Source organism: Roseateles sp. NT4 (assembly GCF_051857475.1).
Classification (GTDB): domain Bacteria; phylum Pseudomonadota; class Gammaproteobacteria; order Burkholderiales; family Burkholderiaceae_C; genus Pelomonas.
Map to the genome: position 1 here is coordinate 30,745 of NZ_JBPZGZ010000001.1, position 14,119 is coordinate 44,863.

The following is a 14,119-nucleotide window of genomic DNA, read 5'->3' on the forward strand; positions in this document are numbered from 1 at the left end:
GAAAAATTGCTCTCAAGAGCATTTTATGCAGCCTAGCAAGCTTTCTAGGTTAATTTTTTAAGAGTCTGATACTTGCGCAAACTCCCACTGGGGTGAGCCCAAGATCGGCTCGCCCGAAAGCATCGCAAGAAACCTATCAAGTCTGCTAGGTTGCTATTGAGGCTTGCTGCTGTTTTGCGCCAAGGAGACCCACCACGCGTTGTGAATTACTTCTAGCACCTTCAGGGCAGCCTTAGGAATCGGGTAAGGGGCGGTGCGCCAGGCGAATCCTCTGCCACGCATGAACATGTGTATCGTGCCAAGCTGCAGGCCGGGCAGAAGCTGTCCCTGTACTTCGCGGACCTTAATGCGCACGTATGCCATGTACGCCTACGAAGCCGCCGCTGGAGTCGTGTTTGATGAGCCGACGATGGCGACGAATGATGTCGACCTTTTTCTCACCGCCGATTCGCGGATGAAGTTCGCGCAAGTCGTTGAAGAGCGCGTAAGCATGCTCGACTTCCTGAAGGAAGCGGATCCGACCTTTGAGCGCAACGAAGACCAGAAGGAGTCAGCAATGAACAGCGATGGCTTCTCGGTCGACTTTCTGCGGCGCAGTGAAAAGGAGCAGTGCACGAACCCGTATTCGATCTCAGGGATCGAAGGGGACATCTATCCGGCGAAGGCCAAGGAGTCGACCAAGTTCATCGGCTCACCAGCATTCGAGCAAGTGATCATCGGCGTCAACGACACCATGACGCTAATGCGGACAATCGATCCCGTCACGTTTGCGAGCTTTAAGGAGTGGATGTCGACCCTGACGGACCGCGAGGCGTTAAAGCTCAATCGTGACAAGCTGCAGGCGGAGGCCGTGCGGCAACTGTTGGCCGAAGGACGGTTGGTCTCGAAGATCCAGGCATCTTCCTGAACCGCGGTGTGCTGAAAATTTCAGGCGCTGAAGCCTGCGCAGGCCGCCCCAGACGCGGATCGCGCAGCCAGCCCCCGAGTGTGATACCGCCCAATTCGAGAGGGGCCTGCTCAAGCTGGCCCCTCAGCGTTCGCCGTACCTCGCCTAAAGCACTACTTTCGGCGTGGCACCGTCTCGATGGTTGTTGTGCCGGGTCGTCGCCCGGCTTCCGTCACGGGAATGAACTCTCCAGAACGGGCGCCGCGACCAACGCGCGTAGTGGGTCCGGTAGGCGTGTTGGCGATTGAATCGAGCAACCGCGCCCAGGCCTGAAGAGCGGTGAGGCGCTCGCTGAAATAGTCGTGGCGGTCGTAGATGCCCTCGACGTTCTTCAGCTTGTGGTTCAGCGCCCGCTCGGCGACGAAGCGATCAACGCCGAGCCTGGCCATGTTGGTCCGAGCGGTCCGACGCATGTCGTGCACGGTGAAGTGCTCAATGTCTAGGACTTCCAGCCGCTTGAGAGCGACGTTCAGAGTGTCAGGCCCGACGTGCGGAAACCGGTTGACCTTGGGTTGCCCTAGTCGGCTCCTGACGAGTCGGCGAGCGGGGAAGACGTGCAGGCTGCCGCAAGACAGCACGCGAACTTCTTTCAGCCACTCGAGGACCGTGTCGGCAAGCGGAATGACGATCGCGGTTTTCGTCTTGGTGCGCTCCTTCTGCAGCGTCCAAATGCCAGCCTCAAGATCGAAGGCGTCCCATCGAGCAGACAGCAGCTCCATCTTGCGGACGCAAAGGGCGAGCAGCAACCAGACGGCCAGTTCATTGATGCGGCCGAAATTTGGCGTGTCCCGCATGGACGAGGCCAGCTGTTCAATTTCCTCGACGGCAAGAGCCCGTTCTCTGGGTACCTCCGGGCCGCCAGCATCTGCAAGTTCGAAATCAGCCGCAGGATTGCGCTCAATCCAATGATTGCGCACGGCCATCTTGAACATTCGGTTCAAGTACAGCAGCGCATCGTTGGCAACGGTAGGGGCGCCATTGGCGACGATGCGCATCAGCACCCGATCCACGTGCATTGGCTGCACGTCCTTGGGGGTCAGAGCGCCGATTACCGGATAGATGTGCTTCTTCAACACGCGCGCGACGACGCTCGGGTGCTTGTATCGAGGCTCGATGTAGCGCTCGTACCAGAGTTGCCCCAGGTCTCGAACCGTCGGTACCTCACCCAGCTTGGCCTTCTCTACCTGCTTGGCGGCGGCCACGTCGACGCCGCGCTCGATGAGAGCCCGGTCTTTGCGGGCCTGCTCCCGCGCCTGCTTGAGTGTCAGCTCGGGGTAGCGGCCAAGGACCTTCTCGCGCGACCGGCCGTGCACCCTGAAGCGCAAGATCCACGAGGCCTTGCCCTCGCGCGCTGATTTCGCGCTGGCGACGAAGGTCAGGCCCTCGCCGACCGCGTGATCCGTGGCGCCATTTGCCAACCAAGCTTTGAGCCCACGGTCAGTGAGCAGCTTCTTTCGCTTGTCCAATTTCGCATCTCCGTCATAGGAGGCTGTGGGGTTCCGGTGCAGAAAATTCCGCATCGTGAGATGCGGCAATTCACCCCACAAAAAACCCCACACGAACCCCACACTACACCCCAAAAAGGAGGTGCGCTTCACTGCTACGCTGTGGGACGGTTTGGTGCGAAAAAACCTTTTAAATCAACAGGTTATTGAGTGTTTGGCGCGCGTCCTGGGACGCCCCAAAAACCTACTCAATGTTTTGCACCTGCTCGCGCATCTGCTCGATGGCGACCTTCATCTCGACCGAGACGTTGGTCAGTTCGAGGGCGGCCGACTTGGATCCCAGGGTGTTGGCTTCGCGATGTAATTCCTGAATCAGGAAATCCAGCCGCTTGCCGAGTTCGCCGCCCTTTTTCAGCAGGCGTGTCAGCTCGTCCAAGTGAGCGCGCAGCCGCCCCAGTTCCTCGGCCACGTCGATACGGATGGCGAAGGCCGCCGCCTCGTTCAGTGCCCGCTCCTGCAGGGCCTCCTTGGACACGCTGTTGGCACCTCCGGTGGCCGTCAGGGCCTCCTGCCAGCGCTCCAGGAAGCGCTGCTGCTGGCGTTGCACGACGGCCGGCAGCAGGGGCTCGGCCTCGTCGGCCAGTTCGCGCAGGCGCTTGATGCGTTCGTTCAGGATGGCGACCAGCTTTTCGCCTTCGCGTTCGCGGGCGTCGGCCAGGCCCTGCACGCAGGCCTGGGCGGCCTCCAGCGTGGCGCTGTCCAGCTGGGCCGGCGCTGCCGCACCGCTCTTGCACCAGTTCAAGGCCTCGTGGACGGACAGAGGCGCGGCCTGGGGCAGCCAGGTGAGCACCTTGGCTTCCAGGCTGGCCAGGCGGTTGAGTTGTTCCGGCTGGGGCTGGGGCCAGGCGCCGTCGGCTTCGCGCTGAGTATTGATGCGCAGTTCGATCTTGCCGCGCTTGAAACGCGCGGCGATCAGTTCGCGCAATTGGGGTTCGAGCCCCCGCAATTCTTCGGGCATGCGCATGGACAGGTCCAGAAACCTGCCGTTGACCGAGCGCAACTCGACGCTGACCGAAGCTTGCGGGGAACTGTTGCCATCCTCGGCTTTAGGGGGTTGCGCCAGGGAATTGGCGTACCCGGTCATGCTGTAGACTGGCATTTCGCATCTCGCAAAACAGACAAAACGCGATTATGTCCAAGCCGAAGCCGGCGCCCTTGCCCGCAGGCACGGTGGTTGGGGGCTATCAGATCATCAAGCGATTGGCGGCGGGCGGTTTCGGCGTGGTTTATCTCGCCGAGGATCCCGACCACCACCTGGTCGCATTGAAGGAATATCTGCCCTCATCGCTGGCCGAACGTTCGCCCGGCGAACTGACACCTCGCGTCAAGCCCGAGAAGCAGCCGCTATACCGGCTCGGCTTGAAGAGCTTCTTCGAAGAAGGGCGCTCGCTTGCCCAGATCTCGCACCCCAGCGTCGTTTCGGTGCTGAATTTCTTGCGCGAGAACGAAACCGTTTACATGGTCATGAACTATCTGCAGGGTGACACCTTGCAGGATTTCATCGTGACCGCGCGCGACATGAAGCGCGACAAGGTCTTCCGCGAATCGACCATCCGCAGCCTCTTCGACGAGATCCTGCGTGGCCTGCGCATCGTCCACCAGCACAAGATGCTGCACCTGGACATCAAGCCGGCCAATATCTTCATCACCAATGACAACAAGGCCGTGCTGCTCGACTTCGGCGCCGCGCGCGAAGTGCTGAGCAAGGAAGGCAACTTCATCCGCCCGATGTACACGCCGGGCTTTGCCGCACCGGAGATGTACCGCCGCGACGGCTCGCTCGGTCCCTGGACCGACATTTACGCCATCGGTGCCTGCATCTATGCCTGCATGCAGGGCTACCCGCCCAATGACGCGCCGCAGCGCCTGGAAAAGGACCGCCTGTCGCTGAGCCTGAGCCGCCTGCGCAATGTCTATTCCGACAACCTGCTCGAGGTGACCGAGTGGTGCATGTCGCTGGACGCGCTGTCGCGCCCGCAAAGCGTCTTCGCGCTGCAGAAGGAACTCGCGCGTGAAACCGAGCGGCGCTACACCAAACTCAGCTTCAGCGAACGCCTCAAACTCCAGCTCGAAAATCTGAAGTCCGGAGCCAAGGCGTGAGATTCAGCGTCTTCCAAGTCAGTCGTCGCGGTGGCCGCGAGACCAATGAAGACCGCATGGGCTATTGCTTCACGCGGGAGGCCGGCCTGTTCGCGCTGGCCGACGGCATGGGCGGCCATCCGGAAGGCGAGGTCGCAGCCCAGATCGCGCTGCAGACCCTGGCCGCGCTGTTCCAGCAGGATGCCCGCCCGGTCATCGAGGACCCGCAGCGCTTCCTGCAGGAAACGATCGTCATCGCCCACCAGCAGCTGCTGCGCTATGCGGCCAGCAAGGGGCTGCATGACACGCCGCGCACCACCGTCGTCGCCTGCATCCTGCAGGGCAACCAGGCCTGGTGGGCGCATTGCGGCGACTCGCGCCTTTACCTGGTGCGCGGCGGCAAGCTGATCGCCCGCACCCGCGACCATTCCTATTCCGAGTTGCAGGAAGCCCTGGGCCGTGTGTCCCGCGGCAGCGAGCCCTTCAACCGCAATGTCCTCTTCACCTGCCTGGGCAGCCCCGGCAAGCCCATGGTGGACTGCCAGGGGCCACTGGTCATGGAGGCAGCGGACCGCATCCTGCTGTGCTCGGATGGCCTGTGGGGCAGCGTCGAGGACAGCGAGATCGTCCAGCATCTGGCCGACCAGGCCATCACCGAGGCGGCTCCTGACCTCGTCGAGCAGGCCCTGCGCAACGGGGGCGCACGCAGTGACAACGTCACCGTGCTGGCCGTCGAATGGGAAGGCGAGGGCGACCCCGGCGGTGACACGACGCAGAACCTCGGCAACTCCGGCTTTGCCTCCACCATCCAGGGTGCCCTGGATGCCGACCTCGTCGCCGCGATGGATGACGAGGAGATCGAGCGTTCGATACGCGAGATCAACGAAGTGATTCGCCAGTCTGGCCGCGGCGCCCACAAGCGCTGAGCGTCGCTAACCCTTCTTCCCCTATGACCAAGACCTTCACGCGCAGCGCAGGCCGCGCTGCCAATCAATTGCGCCCGGTGCGCATCACCCGCGGTTTCACGGTGCATGCCGAAGGCTCGGTGCTGATCGAGTTCGGCGGCACCCGCGTGCTGTGCACGGCCTCCGTCGAGGAGCGCGTGCCACCGCACAAGCGCGGCTCGGGCGAGGGCTGGGTCACGGCCGAATACGGCATGCTGCCGCGCGCCACCCACACGCGTGGCGACCGCGAGGCCGCGCGTGGCAAGCAGAGTGGCCGCACGCAGGAAATCCAGCGCCTCATCGGCCGCTCGCTGCGCGCCGTCTTCGACCTGAGTGCCCTGGGCGAGCGCACCATCACGCTGGACTGCGACGTGCTGCAGGCCGACGGTGGCACGCGCACGGCCGCCATCACGGGCGCCTTTGTCGCCGCCCAGGACGCCGTCAACAAGCTGCTGGCCGACAGCAAGCTGTCGCGCTCGCCCATCAAGGACACGGTGGCCGCCATCTCGGTCGGCATCGTCGACGGCGTGCCGCTGCTGGACCTCGAATACGTCGAGGACGTGGCCTGCGACACCGACATGAACGTCGTCATGACGGGCTCGGGCGGCTTTGTCGAGCTGCAGGGCACGGCCGAGGGCGTGGTTTTCACGCGCGACGAGATGAATGCCTTGCTCGACCTGGCCGACAAGGGCATTCGCGAGCTGATCGAATTTCAGAAGGCTGCATGAAGCTGGTCCTCGCCTCCAACAACGCCAAGAAGCTCGTCGAGCTGCAGGCCCTGTTCGCGCCGCTCTGCATCGAGCTCGTGAACCAGGGAAGCCTGGGCATTCCGGAGGCCGAGGAACCCTTCGACACGTTTGTCGAGAATGCGCTGACCAAGGCGCGGCACGCCGCCAAGCTGAGCGGCCTGCCGGCCCTGGCCGACGACTCGGGCCTGAGCGTCGACGCGCTGGGCGGTGCGCCCGGCGTGCGTTCGGCCCGCTATGCGCTGGACGCCGGCGGCGAGAAGAGCGATGCGGCCAACAACCAGCGCCTGCTGCGTGAGATGGCTGCGATCGAGGATCGCCGCGCGCGTTTCGTCTGCGCCCTGGTCGCTGTGCGCAGCGGCGACGATCCCGAGCCGCTCATCGCCATGGGCCGCTGGCAAGGTGAGATCCTGGCCGCGCCGAACGGTGAAGGCGGCTTTGGCTACGACCCGTTGATGCACATCCCGGCGCTGGGCCAGACGGCGGCCAGCCTCGGTGCCGAGGTCAAGAACCGCCACAGCCATCGCGCGCTGGCGGCGCTGCACCTGATCGAACAGTTCCGCGAGGTCTGGCGCCTCGGGTGAGTGATGGCTGAACTGTTGAACCTGATGCGTCCGGGCACCTTGCAGTTGCCCGCGCTGCCCCCGCTTTCGCTCTACGTCCATCTGCCCTGGTGCCTGCGCAAATGCCCCTACTGCGACTTCAATTCGCATGAGGTCAAGAACGGCGCCTTGTCGACCGACACGGCTGAGGCCTATCTCGCCGCGCTGCGGGCCGATCTTGAAGCAGCATTGCCGTTGATCTGGGGCCGCCATGTCATCAGCATCTTCATCGGCGGCGGCACACCCAGTCTGTTCAACCCCGAGCAGATCGCTCGGTTGATCTCTGACATCCGCGCCCGCCTGCCGCTGGAGCCGGGCTGCGAGATCACGCTGGAGGCCAACCCGGGCACCTTCGAGCGCGAGCGCTTTGCGGGCTTCCGTCAGGCCGGCGTCACGCGGCTGTCGGTCGGCGTGCAGAGCTTTGACGATGCGCAGCTCAAGACCCTGGGCCGCGTCCACAGCGCAAGCCAGGCGCGCGAGGCCCTGACCGAGGCCGCGGGTGCTTTCGACACCTTCAACCTCGACCTGATGTACGCGCTGCCCGGCCAGACCCTGGACGACCTGGCGCGCGAGCTGGACACGGCCTTGAGCTTCAAGCCGCCGCATCTGTCCATCTATCACCTGACCATCGAGCCCAACACGGTGTTCGCGACGCGCACGCCCGAGCACCTGCCCGACCCCGACCTGGCCAGCGACATGCTGGACCTGATCACCGAGAGGACAGCTGCCACCGGGTTGTCGCGTTATGAGGTCTCGGCCTATGCGCGCGAGGGCCATCGCTGCCTGCACAACCTGAACTACTGGCAGTTCGGCGACTACCTGGGCATCGGCGCCGGCGCGCACAGCAAGCTCAGCTTCCCCAACCGCGTGCTGCGCCAGGTGCGTTGGCGCGAGCCGGCCGCCTTCATGGCGCAAGAGAACAAGGTCAGCAACGAGAACGAGGTGGCCCGCAAGGACCTGCCTTTCGAGTTCATGCTGAATGCGCTGCGGCTCAAGGAGGGCGTCACGATGACGCAGTTCCTGGAGCGCACGGGCCTGCCGGTGTCCAGCATTGCCAAGGGCCTGGAGACGGCACGCGCTCGCGGCCTGCTGACGGACGATGCGGCCCGTATCCAGCCCACCGAGCGCGGCTTCGACTTCCTCAGCGATCTACAGCAGCTGTTTCTGTGAGTCGTTGCTGGAGCGCGGCGATCTCGGCGTGCAGCCAGTCGCAGAAGGCCCGTACGGCCGGGTCGTCGCGCAGGGCCTCCGGGTAGACGACGTGATAGTCGCGCCCGGCGTCCAGGTCCAGTTCCTGAGCCGCAACGCGCACGAGGCGCCCATCCAGCAGGGCGTCGCCGGCGATCAGCTCGCGCGCCAGGGCCACACCCATGCCTTGCTCGGCGGCCTGCAGCAGCACGCCGGCATCGTTGAAGCTGGCCACGACGACGGGCGCGATCGGCAGGCCGGCCAGGGCAAACCATTCACGCCAGACATCCACGTCGTCCAGCAGCGGCTGCGAGGCCAGGGCCTCCAGCGGCTGACCGATCAGGCGGTGCGCCAGCGCCGGTGCGGCGACGGCGATCAACGGTGAGTGGAAGAGGCGCTCGTTGACGAGGCCAGGCCAGGACCCGCGGCCCACGCGCAAGCCGAGTTGGTAGCCCTCACGCTCCAGGTCGACGACCTGATGGCCTGTGTGCAGGTCCAGCGTGATGCAGGGCTGCAGGGCCTGCCAGCGCGGCAGCCGGGGCATCAGCCAGCGCTGGGCGAAGGAGGGCAGGGAGGTGATGCGCAGCATCTGGGCCTGGTTGCCGTGGGCCTGGCCGGCGGCGAGCAGGCCGGCCTGCAGCTCGGCAAACACCTTGCTGACGGCGCGCTGCAGGGCCTGTCCGGCCGGGTTCAGCACCAGGCGCCGGCCTTGCCGCGTGAAGACTTCGAAACCTAGGGCCGTTTCGAGGCCGCGGATCTGCTGGCTGACGGCGCTGTGCGTCAGGTGCAGGCTTTCGGCGGCTGCGCGCAGGTTCTCGGTCTGGGCGGCGGCACGGAAGGCGGCCAGGTAATGCAGCGGAAAACGGTCCAGGGAAGCCATCTGGTTAGCCAATCAAACCAATCAGTGCAGAAATAAGCGCTTCGTGGCGACCTGTTGGATAAATAGCATAACCAGCACTTGAAGGAAACGCATCATGAACACGCTGCCTCGCTGGATCTCTTTTGCCTCTTTTGCTGCCGTCCTGGTGCTCGCCACGACGAGCGCGCGGGCGTTCACGGACGCCAATGCCGACCTGAAGGAAGCCGCCGCCGACCGCACGAACCGTGTGGTCGTGGTCGGCAAGGCGGAGCGCCCCGTGCAGACGGCCTACGTGCCGGCGAGCCCCAAATCGCTGGACGGTTTCAAGCCGGTGTTCCCGGCGGATTCGGTGGTCGTCACGCGTCAGCGACCCCTGCTGGTGGCGAAGGCCGAGCTGTCCGCCAGCGCGACCAAGCGCTGAAGGATCAGACGCGGTTGAGCGAAATGCCCGAGGTCGCGCGCAGCCGCTCCAGCACCTTGCCGGCGATCTGGTTCAACGGCAGAACCTCATCCGCTGCGCCGGCCGCGATGGCCTCGCGCGGCATGCCGAAGACGACGCAGCTGGCTTCGTCCTGGCAGTAGTTGTAGGAGCCGGCGTCCTTCATGACCTTCATGGCCTTGGCGCCGTCGGCGCCCATGCCGGTCAGCATGATGCCGATGGCGTTCTGGCCGACGACCTTGGCGGCCGACAGGAACAGGGCCTCGACCGACGGCTTGTGCCGATTGATCGGTTCGCCGTCCTGCACGCGGGCGATGTAGTTGGCACCGCTGCGCTCCACGCTCAGGTGCATGCCGCCCGGCGCGATATAGCCGTGGCCGGGCAGGATGCGCTCGCCGTCCTGGGCTTCCTTGACGCGGATCTTGCACAGGCCGTCCAGCCGCGCCGCATAGCTCTTGGTGAAGCCGGGCGGCATGTGCTGGGTGATGACGACGGCCGGGCTGTCGGCCGGCAGGTTGATCAGCACGTCCTTGGTGGCCTCGGTGCCGCCGGTGGAAGCGCCGATGAAGATGATCTTCTCGGTCGAGGCCTTGCCCAGGCTGGCCATGGTGACGGCCTTGACCGGTGCGGGGGGCGCGGTGCCCGGCGCGGGCGGCGGCGGCGCGCGGCGGATATGGGCCTTGGACGCGACGCGGATCTTGTCGGTGATGTCCTGGGCCAGCAGCTTGATGCCGTCGGCTACGCCGATCTTGGGCTTGGCGACGAAGTCGATGGCGCCCAGTTCCAGCGCCTTCAGGGTGACCTCGGCACCGCGCTCGGTCAGCGTGGACACCATCACCACGGGCATGGGACGCAGCCGCATCAGCCGCGACAAAAAGTCCAGGCCGTCCATGCGCGGCATCTCGACGTCCAGCGTGATGACGTCGGGGTTGAGGTTGCGGATCATCTCGCGCGCGACCAGGGGGTCGGCGGCCGCGCCTATGCATTCCATGTCGGACTGCCGGTTGATGATCTCGGTGAGGATGGAGCGCACCAGCGCCGAGTCGTCCACCACCACGACTTTGGTCTTGGCCATCGTTGGCCTCCTCAGAACAGATCGATGGAGCCGCCGCTGCTGGCGACCGGCTGCACCTTTTGGATCGCGGCCTTGTCCTGCTGGACCAGCGCATCGGTGTTGGTCGGCGCCAGACGCTTGACCATGGCCTTGCCGCTGGCCGGCAGGAAGCAGACCTTGCGCGGATACACGTCCATCACGTCCTTGGACACGATGGGAATGCGTTCCAGCTTCAGGAAGTCGATGACGAAGTTGGTGTTGCGCTCGCCGACATTGAGCGAGTTCATGCCCGAGATGACGGCGCCACCGCCGAAGATCTTGGCTTCCATGCGGGCCTTGCTGGCGCCGCGCTTCATCATCTCGTTGATCAGCAATTCCATCGCGAACGAGCCGTAGCGGCCCGAGTCGCCGTTGCCCTCGGGCAGCATGAAGTGGTTCATGCCGCCGACCTTGGCGACGCGGTCCCACAGGCAGGCCGCGATGCAGGAGCCCAGCGTCGTCATGACGAGCAGGTCCTCCTGGTCGACGAAGTACTCGCCGGGCAGGATCTTGACGGCCGCGTTCTTGAAGTGGGCGTCGTAGAAGAAGAAGGAGGCTTCACCCTGCTTGCGGGGCTGGGCCTTGAGCTGGTTGACCCGCGCGACGGCGACGGGGTTGCCGAGGCCGATGGTGGGTGCGGAGGCAAGGGGAGTGCTCATGCTCAGACCCGTTCGTAAATGGTTTTGCCGCGCAGCTTGAACAGATCGCGGGATTCGGTGAAGTTCTCCGAGTGCCCGACGAACAGCAGCCCTCCCGGCCGCATGACGCGGTGGATGCGCTCCAGCACCTTGCGTTGGGTGGGCGCATCGAAATAGATCATGACGTTGCGGCAGAACACCATGTGGAAGGGGTCGCCCAGCTGCCACTGCGTGTCCATCAGGTTCAGCGGGCGGAAATCGACCCAGCGCTGCAACTCGGGCTTCACGCGGATCTTGCCGGAATTGGCGCCGGTGCCGCGCATGAAGAAGTTCTTCAGCCGCGTGGCGTCCAGGCCGCGGGCATCGGCGTTGTAGACCCCGCGCTTGGCCGCGGCCAGCACATTGGTGTCGATGTCGCTGGAGACGAGCTGCACCGAGGCGCTGGGGCCCAGGGCTTCGCTGCAGGTCATCAGGATGGAATAGGGTTCCTCGCCGGTCGAGGCCGCGCAGCACCAGATGCGCACACCCTTGCCTGCGTAAGGCTTGAGGTCGTCCTTGAGTGCGTGGAAGTGGTGTTCCTCGCGAAAGAAGGAGGTCAGGTTGGTCGTCAGGCAGTTGACGAACTCCTGCCACTCGGCGGCGCCGGACGGGCCGGTGGAAGACTCCAGCCACTGCAGATAGCTCGCGAAGCTCTTGTGCCCGGTCTCGCGCAGGCGGCGCGACAGCCGGCTGTAGACCATCGCATGCTTGCCGTCATGCAGGCTGATGCCGGCATGCTTGTAGATCAGCTCCCGCACACGGTCGAAGTCGGCCTTGCTGAAGCTGAACTCATGATCGAGGGAGTCGTTGCCGGTGGCGAGGTCGGGTGCGGGCATGTCTAAAAATCAGATTTGTTGGTGCTCGCAGCAGTTCTGGCGTTGGCGCGCCGATTCTGCACCGCAGGCCCTTTGTACGGTCCTGGTCCGGTCCAGCATAGTGCAAACAGGCTCCAGGAACGTGCCTGTTTCACGACCTGGACACACGGAGGCCGCTGCTAGACTGCCTCGAAACCACAATCCGGCCATCCGCTCCCTCAGCCGACCCCTTTGGAACAACGCCTGCCCGCCACCCACCTGATCGATGCCCAGACGCTCGATCTGGACCAGGCCCTGCAATTGCTGCAGCAGGCCGGCGCATTGCTTCCGGACGAAGCGCCGATGAGTGCCGCCTGGCTGCAGGCCGTGCTGGATGCGCTGTGCGACCTCTCCAGCAAGGACGCCCTGACCGGCCTCGTCAACCGCCGCAGCTTCGAGATGGCCCTGGCCCGTGAAGTCGACCGCGTGGCCCGCTCCGGCGAGGCCGCACTGCTGCTGATGCTGGACATCGATCACTTCAAGGCCGTCAACGACACCCACGGCCACGGCGCCGGCGACCAGGTCATCCGCGCCGTCGCCCACGCCGTCGAACAGACCGTGCGGCCCATGGACCTCGTCGCCCGCGTGGGTGGTGAGGAGTTCGCCATCATCCTGCCCAACTGCGCCTCGCATGTGGGCCTGGCCGTGGCCGAGCGCGTGCGCGAGCGTGTCTCCGAGCTGGCCATCGAGGTCGGCCCCGGCCAGATGCTCAACGTCACCGTCAGCCTGGGCGGCGCCTTCGCCCCGCAGTGGGTGCGCTCATCGCCGCTGCTGTGGACGGAGCGGTCCGACCGCCAGCTCTACCGCGCCAAGGCTGAAGGGCGCAACCGTGCCTGCCTTGAACCCCAGATCGATTCCCTGGTCAGCGCCGAAGAAAAGGGCATGTTGTTTGCCACCCTGAATCTCGAAACGCAACAGGACCTGCCATGAGCACCACTACCGATCCTGCTGCTCCCACGCCGCCGCCCCAGCGCCCCGCCCGTACGGGTGGTGCCCGCACCCTCGCCGTCACCAGCGGCAAGGGCGGCGTCGGCAAGACCTTCGTCACCGCCAACCTCGCGGCGGCCCTGGCCGCGCGCGGCCAGAAGGTGCTGGTGCTGGACGCCGACCTCGGCCTCGCCAACCTCGACGTGGTGCTGAACCTGCACCCCAAGCTGACGCTGCACGACGTCTTCACCGAGAAGGCCACGCTGGAGCAGGCCATCCTGCCCGCGCCCGGTGGCTTCAGCGTGCTGCTGGCCGGCTCGGGCATGGTCGAGTACTCGCGCCTAACGCCCGAAGTGCGCGACAAGCTGCTGCACATCATCGACCTGGTCAAGCCGCGCTTCGACTGGGTGCTGCTGGACACCGGCGCCGGCATCTCCGATGTCGTGCTGTTCGCCATCTCGCTGGCCACCGACGTCCTCGTCGTCGCCACGCCCGAACCCACATCGCTGACCGATGCCTACGCCACCATCAAGGTGCTGGCCACGCAGCAGGAGCGCCGCCAGGTGGGCCTGCTGGTCAACCAGGCCAACCGCGTCGGCGAAGGCAAGCTGATCTGTGGCCAGCTGCAGCAGGTCCTGCAGCGCTTCGTCGGCCCGGCGCCGGGCCAGAACTTCCGGCTTGAGCTGTATGGCGAGGTCAAGGCCGACCCGGCCGTCAAGCAGGCTGTCCTCAAGCGCCAGCTGATGCTGGAGCATTACCCGGGCTGCGACGCGGCCCAGGCCATCAAGGCGCTCGCCTCAAAAATTCTTGGCTGATTCCCCGACCACCGCCTTCGAATGGGTGGGCGGCGAGGCGCGCGTGCGCGAGCTCGTCGACCGCTTCTACGACCTGATGGACCTGGAGCCGGCCTATGCGCGGCTGCGCGCGGCGCATGGCGATTCGCTGGACAGCGCGCGCGACAAGCTGTTCTGGTTCCTGTGCGGCTGGCTGGGTGGCCCAGACCACTACATCAGCCGCTTCGGTCACCCGCGGCTGCGGGCGCGCCACATGCCATTTCGCATCGGCATCGCCGAGCGCGACGAATGGCTGGCCTGCATGGCCCAGGCCATGCAGGAGACCGGGGTGGACCCGGCCCTGCAGGCCCGGCTGGCCGAATCCTTCGCAGGAACGGCCGATTGGATGCGCAATGTCGGCGCGTGAGCCGGTCAACGCGAGTCATCTCACGTCTTTGTAACTGCTGCCAGAAGGCCCCGCGGGCTC

16 protein-coding genes are annotated in these 14,119 nt (G+C 65.2%); 10 read left to right on the plus strand and 6 right to left on the minus strand.

The features are described 5' to 3' along the window. Positions 1-361 precede the first annotated feature (361 nt). Positions 362-907: a GSU2403 family nucleotidyltransferase fold protein gene (locus tag ACS5PN_RS00125; RefSeq protein WP_439461916.1), complete on the plus strand. Its 546-nt coding sequence runs from the start codon at positions 362-364 to the stop codon at positions 905-907. Positions 908-1,059: 152 nt separating this feature from the next. Here the strand turns inward: ACS5PN_RS00125 and ACS5PN_RS00130 are convergent, their stop codons facing one another. Beyond that, positions 1,060-2,544, minus strand: a complete 1,485-nt coding sequence (locus ACS5PN_RS00130) for a tyrosine-type recombinase/integrase (protein WP_439461917.1) — start codon at positions 2,542-2,544, stop codon at positions 1,060-1,062. A gap of 91 nt (positions 2,545-2,635) precedes the next feature. Then, entirely contained in the window at positions 2,636-3,550 is a 915-nt protein-coding gene (locus tag ACS5PN_RS00135) for a YicC/YloC family endoribonuclease (protein WP_439461918.1), read from the minus strand. A 32-nt stretch (positions 3,551-3,582) separates the two neighbouring features. Here ACS5PN_RS00135 and ACS5PN_RS00140 point away from each other — a divergent pair, with 32 nt between their 5' ends. Genes ACS5PN_RS00140 through hemW form a run of 5 tightly spaced genes read left to right on the plus strand, consistent with a single transcriptional unit; the run spans position 3,583 to position 7,992 of the window. Next, positions 3,583-4,551 (plus strand): serine/threonine protein kinase, encoded by a 969-nt coding sequence (locus tag ACS5PN_RS00140; RefSeq protein ID WP_056195338.1) that lies wholly within the window; start codon positions 3,583-3,585, stop codon positions 4,549-4,551. Continuing rightward, the gene (locus tag ACS5PN_RS00145) at positions 4,548-5,456 is read left to right on the plus strand and encodes a PP2C family protein-serine/threonine phosphatase (protein ID WP_439461919.1); all 909 of its coding nucleotides are present in this window, start codon (positions 4,548-4,550) and stop codon (positions 5,454-5,456) included. Before ACS5PN_RS00140 ends, ACS5PN_RS00145 begins: the two co-directional genes overlap by 4 nt. A 23-nt stretch (positions 5,457-5,479) precedes the next feature. Then, positions 5,480-6,202, plus strand: a complete 723-nt coding sequence (rph, locus tag ACS5PN_RS00150; protein ID WP_439461920.1) for a ribonuclease PH — start codon at positions 5,480-5,482, stop codon at positions 6,200-6,202. Beyond that, positions 6,199-6,804 (plus strand): RdgB/HAM1 family non-canonical purine NTP pyrophosphatase, encoded by a 606-nt coding sequence (gene rdgB / locus ACS5PN_RS00155; protein WP_439461921.1) that lies wholly within the window; start codon positions 6,199-6,201, stop codon positions 6,802-6,804. The genes rph and rdgB overlap by 4 nt, the downstream gene beginning before the upstream one ends. A 3-nt stretch (positions 6,805-6,807) precedes the next feature. Then, entirely contained in the window at positions 6,808-7,992 is a 1,185-nt protein-coding gene (hemW, locus tag ACS5PN_RS00160) for a radical SAM family heme chaperone HemW (protein WP_439461922.1), read from the plus strand. Here hemW and ACS5PN_RS00165 read toward each other — a convergent pair. After that, complete coding sequence (locus tag ACS5PN_RS00165; protein WP_439461923.1) at positions 7,964-8,890, minus strand: LysR substrate-binding domain-containing protein; 927 nt, start codon at positions 8,888-8,890, stop codon at positions 7,964-7,966. The genes hemW and ACS5PN_RS00165 overlap by 29 nt on opposite strands. A 94-nt stretch (positions 8,891-8,984) precedes the next feature. Between ACS5PN_RS00165 and ACS5PN_RS00170 the strand changes: the two genes are divergently transcribed. After that, positions 8,985-9,290 carry a hypothetical protein gene (locus tag ACS5PN_RS00170; protein ID WP_439461924.1) on the plus strand — a complete coding sequence of 102 codons (306 nt, stop codon included), beginning with the start codon at positions 8,985-8,987 and terminating at the stop codon, positions 9,288-9,290. A 4-nt stretch (positions 9,291-9,294) separates the two neighbouring features. Here the strand turns inward: ACS5PN_RS00170 and ACS5PN_RS00175 are convergent, their stop codons facing one another. From ACS5PN_RS00175 to ACS5PN_RS00185, 3 genes are read right to left on the minus strand one after another with little or no spacing between them, the layout of a single operon-like run. Further along, positions 9,295-10,383, minus strand: coding sequence for a protein-glutamate methylesterase/protein-glutamine glutaminase (locus ACS5PN_RS00175; RefSeq protein WP_439461925.1), 1,089 nt, complete (start codon positions 10,381-10,383; stop codon positions 9,295-9,297). 11 nt (positions 10,384-10,394) lie between these two features. Continuing rightward, complete coding sequence (gene cheD / locus ACS5PN_RS00180; RefSeq protein WP_439461926.1) at positions 10,395-11,060, minus strand: chemoreceptor glutamine deamidase CheD; 666 nt, start codon at positions 11,058-11,060, stop codon at positions 10,395-10,397. 2 nt (positions 11,061-11,062) lie between these two features. Then, on the minus strand, positions 11,063-11,914 hold the full coding sequence (locus ACS5PN_RS00185; RefSeq protein ID WP_439461927.1) for a CheR family methyltransferase: 852 nt from the start codon (positions 11,912-11,914) through the stop codon (positions 11,063-11,065). A gap of 210 nt (positions 11,915-12,124) precedes the next feature. Here ACS5PN_RS00185 and ACS5PN_RS00190 point away from each other — a divergent pair, with 210 nt between their 5' ends. The 3 genes from ACS5PN_RS00190 to ACS5PN_RS00200 are packed head-to-tail and all read left to right on the plus strand — an operon-like array spanning position 12,125 to position 14,059. Then, positions 12,125-12,862 carry a GGDEF domain-containing protein gene (locus tag ACS5PN_RS00190; protein WP_439461928.1) on the plus strand — a complete coding sequence of 246 codons (738 nt, stop codon included), beginning with the start codon at positions 12,125-12,127 and terminating at the stop codon, positions 12,860-12,862. Further along, positions 12,859-13,674, plus strand: a complete 816-nt coding sequence (locus ACS5PN_RS00195) for a MinD/ParA family protein (protein WP_439461929.1) — start codon at positions 12,859-12,861, stop codon at positions 13,672-13,674. The genes ACS5PN_RS00190 and ACS5PN_RS00195 overlap by 4 nt, the downstream gene beginning before the upstream one ends. Continuing rightward, on the plus strand, positions 13,667-14,059 hold the full coding sequence (locus ACS5PN_RS00200; protein ID WP_439461930.1) for a group II truncated hemoglobin: 393 nt from the start codon (positions 13,667-13,669) through the stop codon (positions 14,057-14,059). Before ACS5PN_RS00195 ends, ACS5PN_RS00200 begins: the two co-directional genes overlap by 8 nt. The last annotated feature ends 60 nt before the right edge of the window (positions 14,060-14,119 follow it).

Coding starts and splice junctions, on each gene's coding strand:
- ACS5PN_RS00125 (WP_439461916.1), top strand. CDS start 362: ATGTACGCCTACGAAGCCGCCGCTGGAGTCGTGTTTGATGAGCCGACG.
- ACS5PN_RS00135 (WP_439461918.1), bottom strand. CDS start 3,550: ATGCCAGTCTACAGCATGACCGGGTACGCCAATTCCCTGGCGCAACCC.
- ACS5PN_RS00140 (WP_056195338.1), top strand. CDS start 3,583: ATGTCCAAGCCGAAGCCGGCGCCCTTGCCCGCAGGCACGGTGGTTGGG.
- rph (WP_439461920.1), top strand. CDS start 5,480: ATGACCAAGACCTTCACGCGCAGCGCAGGCCGCGCTGCCAATCAATTG.
- rdgB (WP_439461921.1), top strand. CDS start 6,199: ATGAAGCTGGTCCTCGCCTCCAACAACGCCAAGAAGCTCGTCGAGCTG.
- hemW (WP_439461922.1), top strand. CDS start 6,808: ATGGCTGAACTGTTGAACCTGATGCGTCCGGGCACCTTGCAGTTGCCC.
- ACS5PN_RS00165 (WP_439461923.1), bottom strand. CDS start 8,890: ATGGCTTCCCTGGACCGTTTTCCGCTGCATTACCTGGCCGCCTTCCGT.
- ACS5PN_RS00170 (WP_439461924.1), top strand. CDS start 8,985: ATGAACACGCTGCCTCGCTGGATCTCTTTTGCCTCTTTTGCTGCCGTC.
- ACS5PN_RS00175 (WP_439461925.1), bottom strand. CDS start 10,383: ATGGCCAAGACCAAAGTCGTGGTGGTGGACGACTCGGCGCTGGTGCGC.
- cheD (WP_439461926.1), bottom strand. CDS start 11,060: ATGAGCACTCCCCTTGCCTCCGCACCCACCATCGGCCTCGGCAACCCC.
- ACS5PN_RS00185 (WP_439461927.1), bottom strand. CDS start 11,914: ATGCCCGCACCCGACCTCGCCACCGGCAACGACTCCCTCGATCATGAG.
- ACS5PN_RS00195 (WP_439461929.1), top strand. CDS start 12,859: ATGAGCACCACTACCGATCCTGCTGCTCCCACGCCGCCGCCCCAGCGC.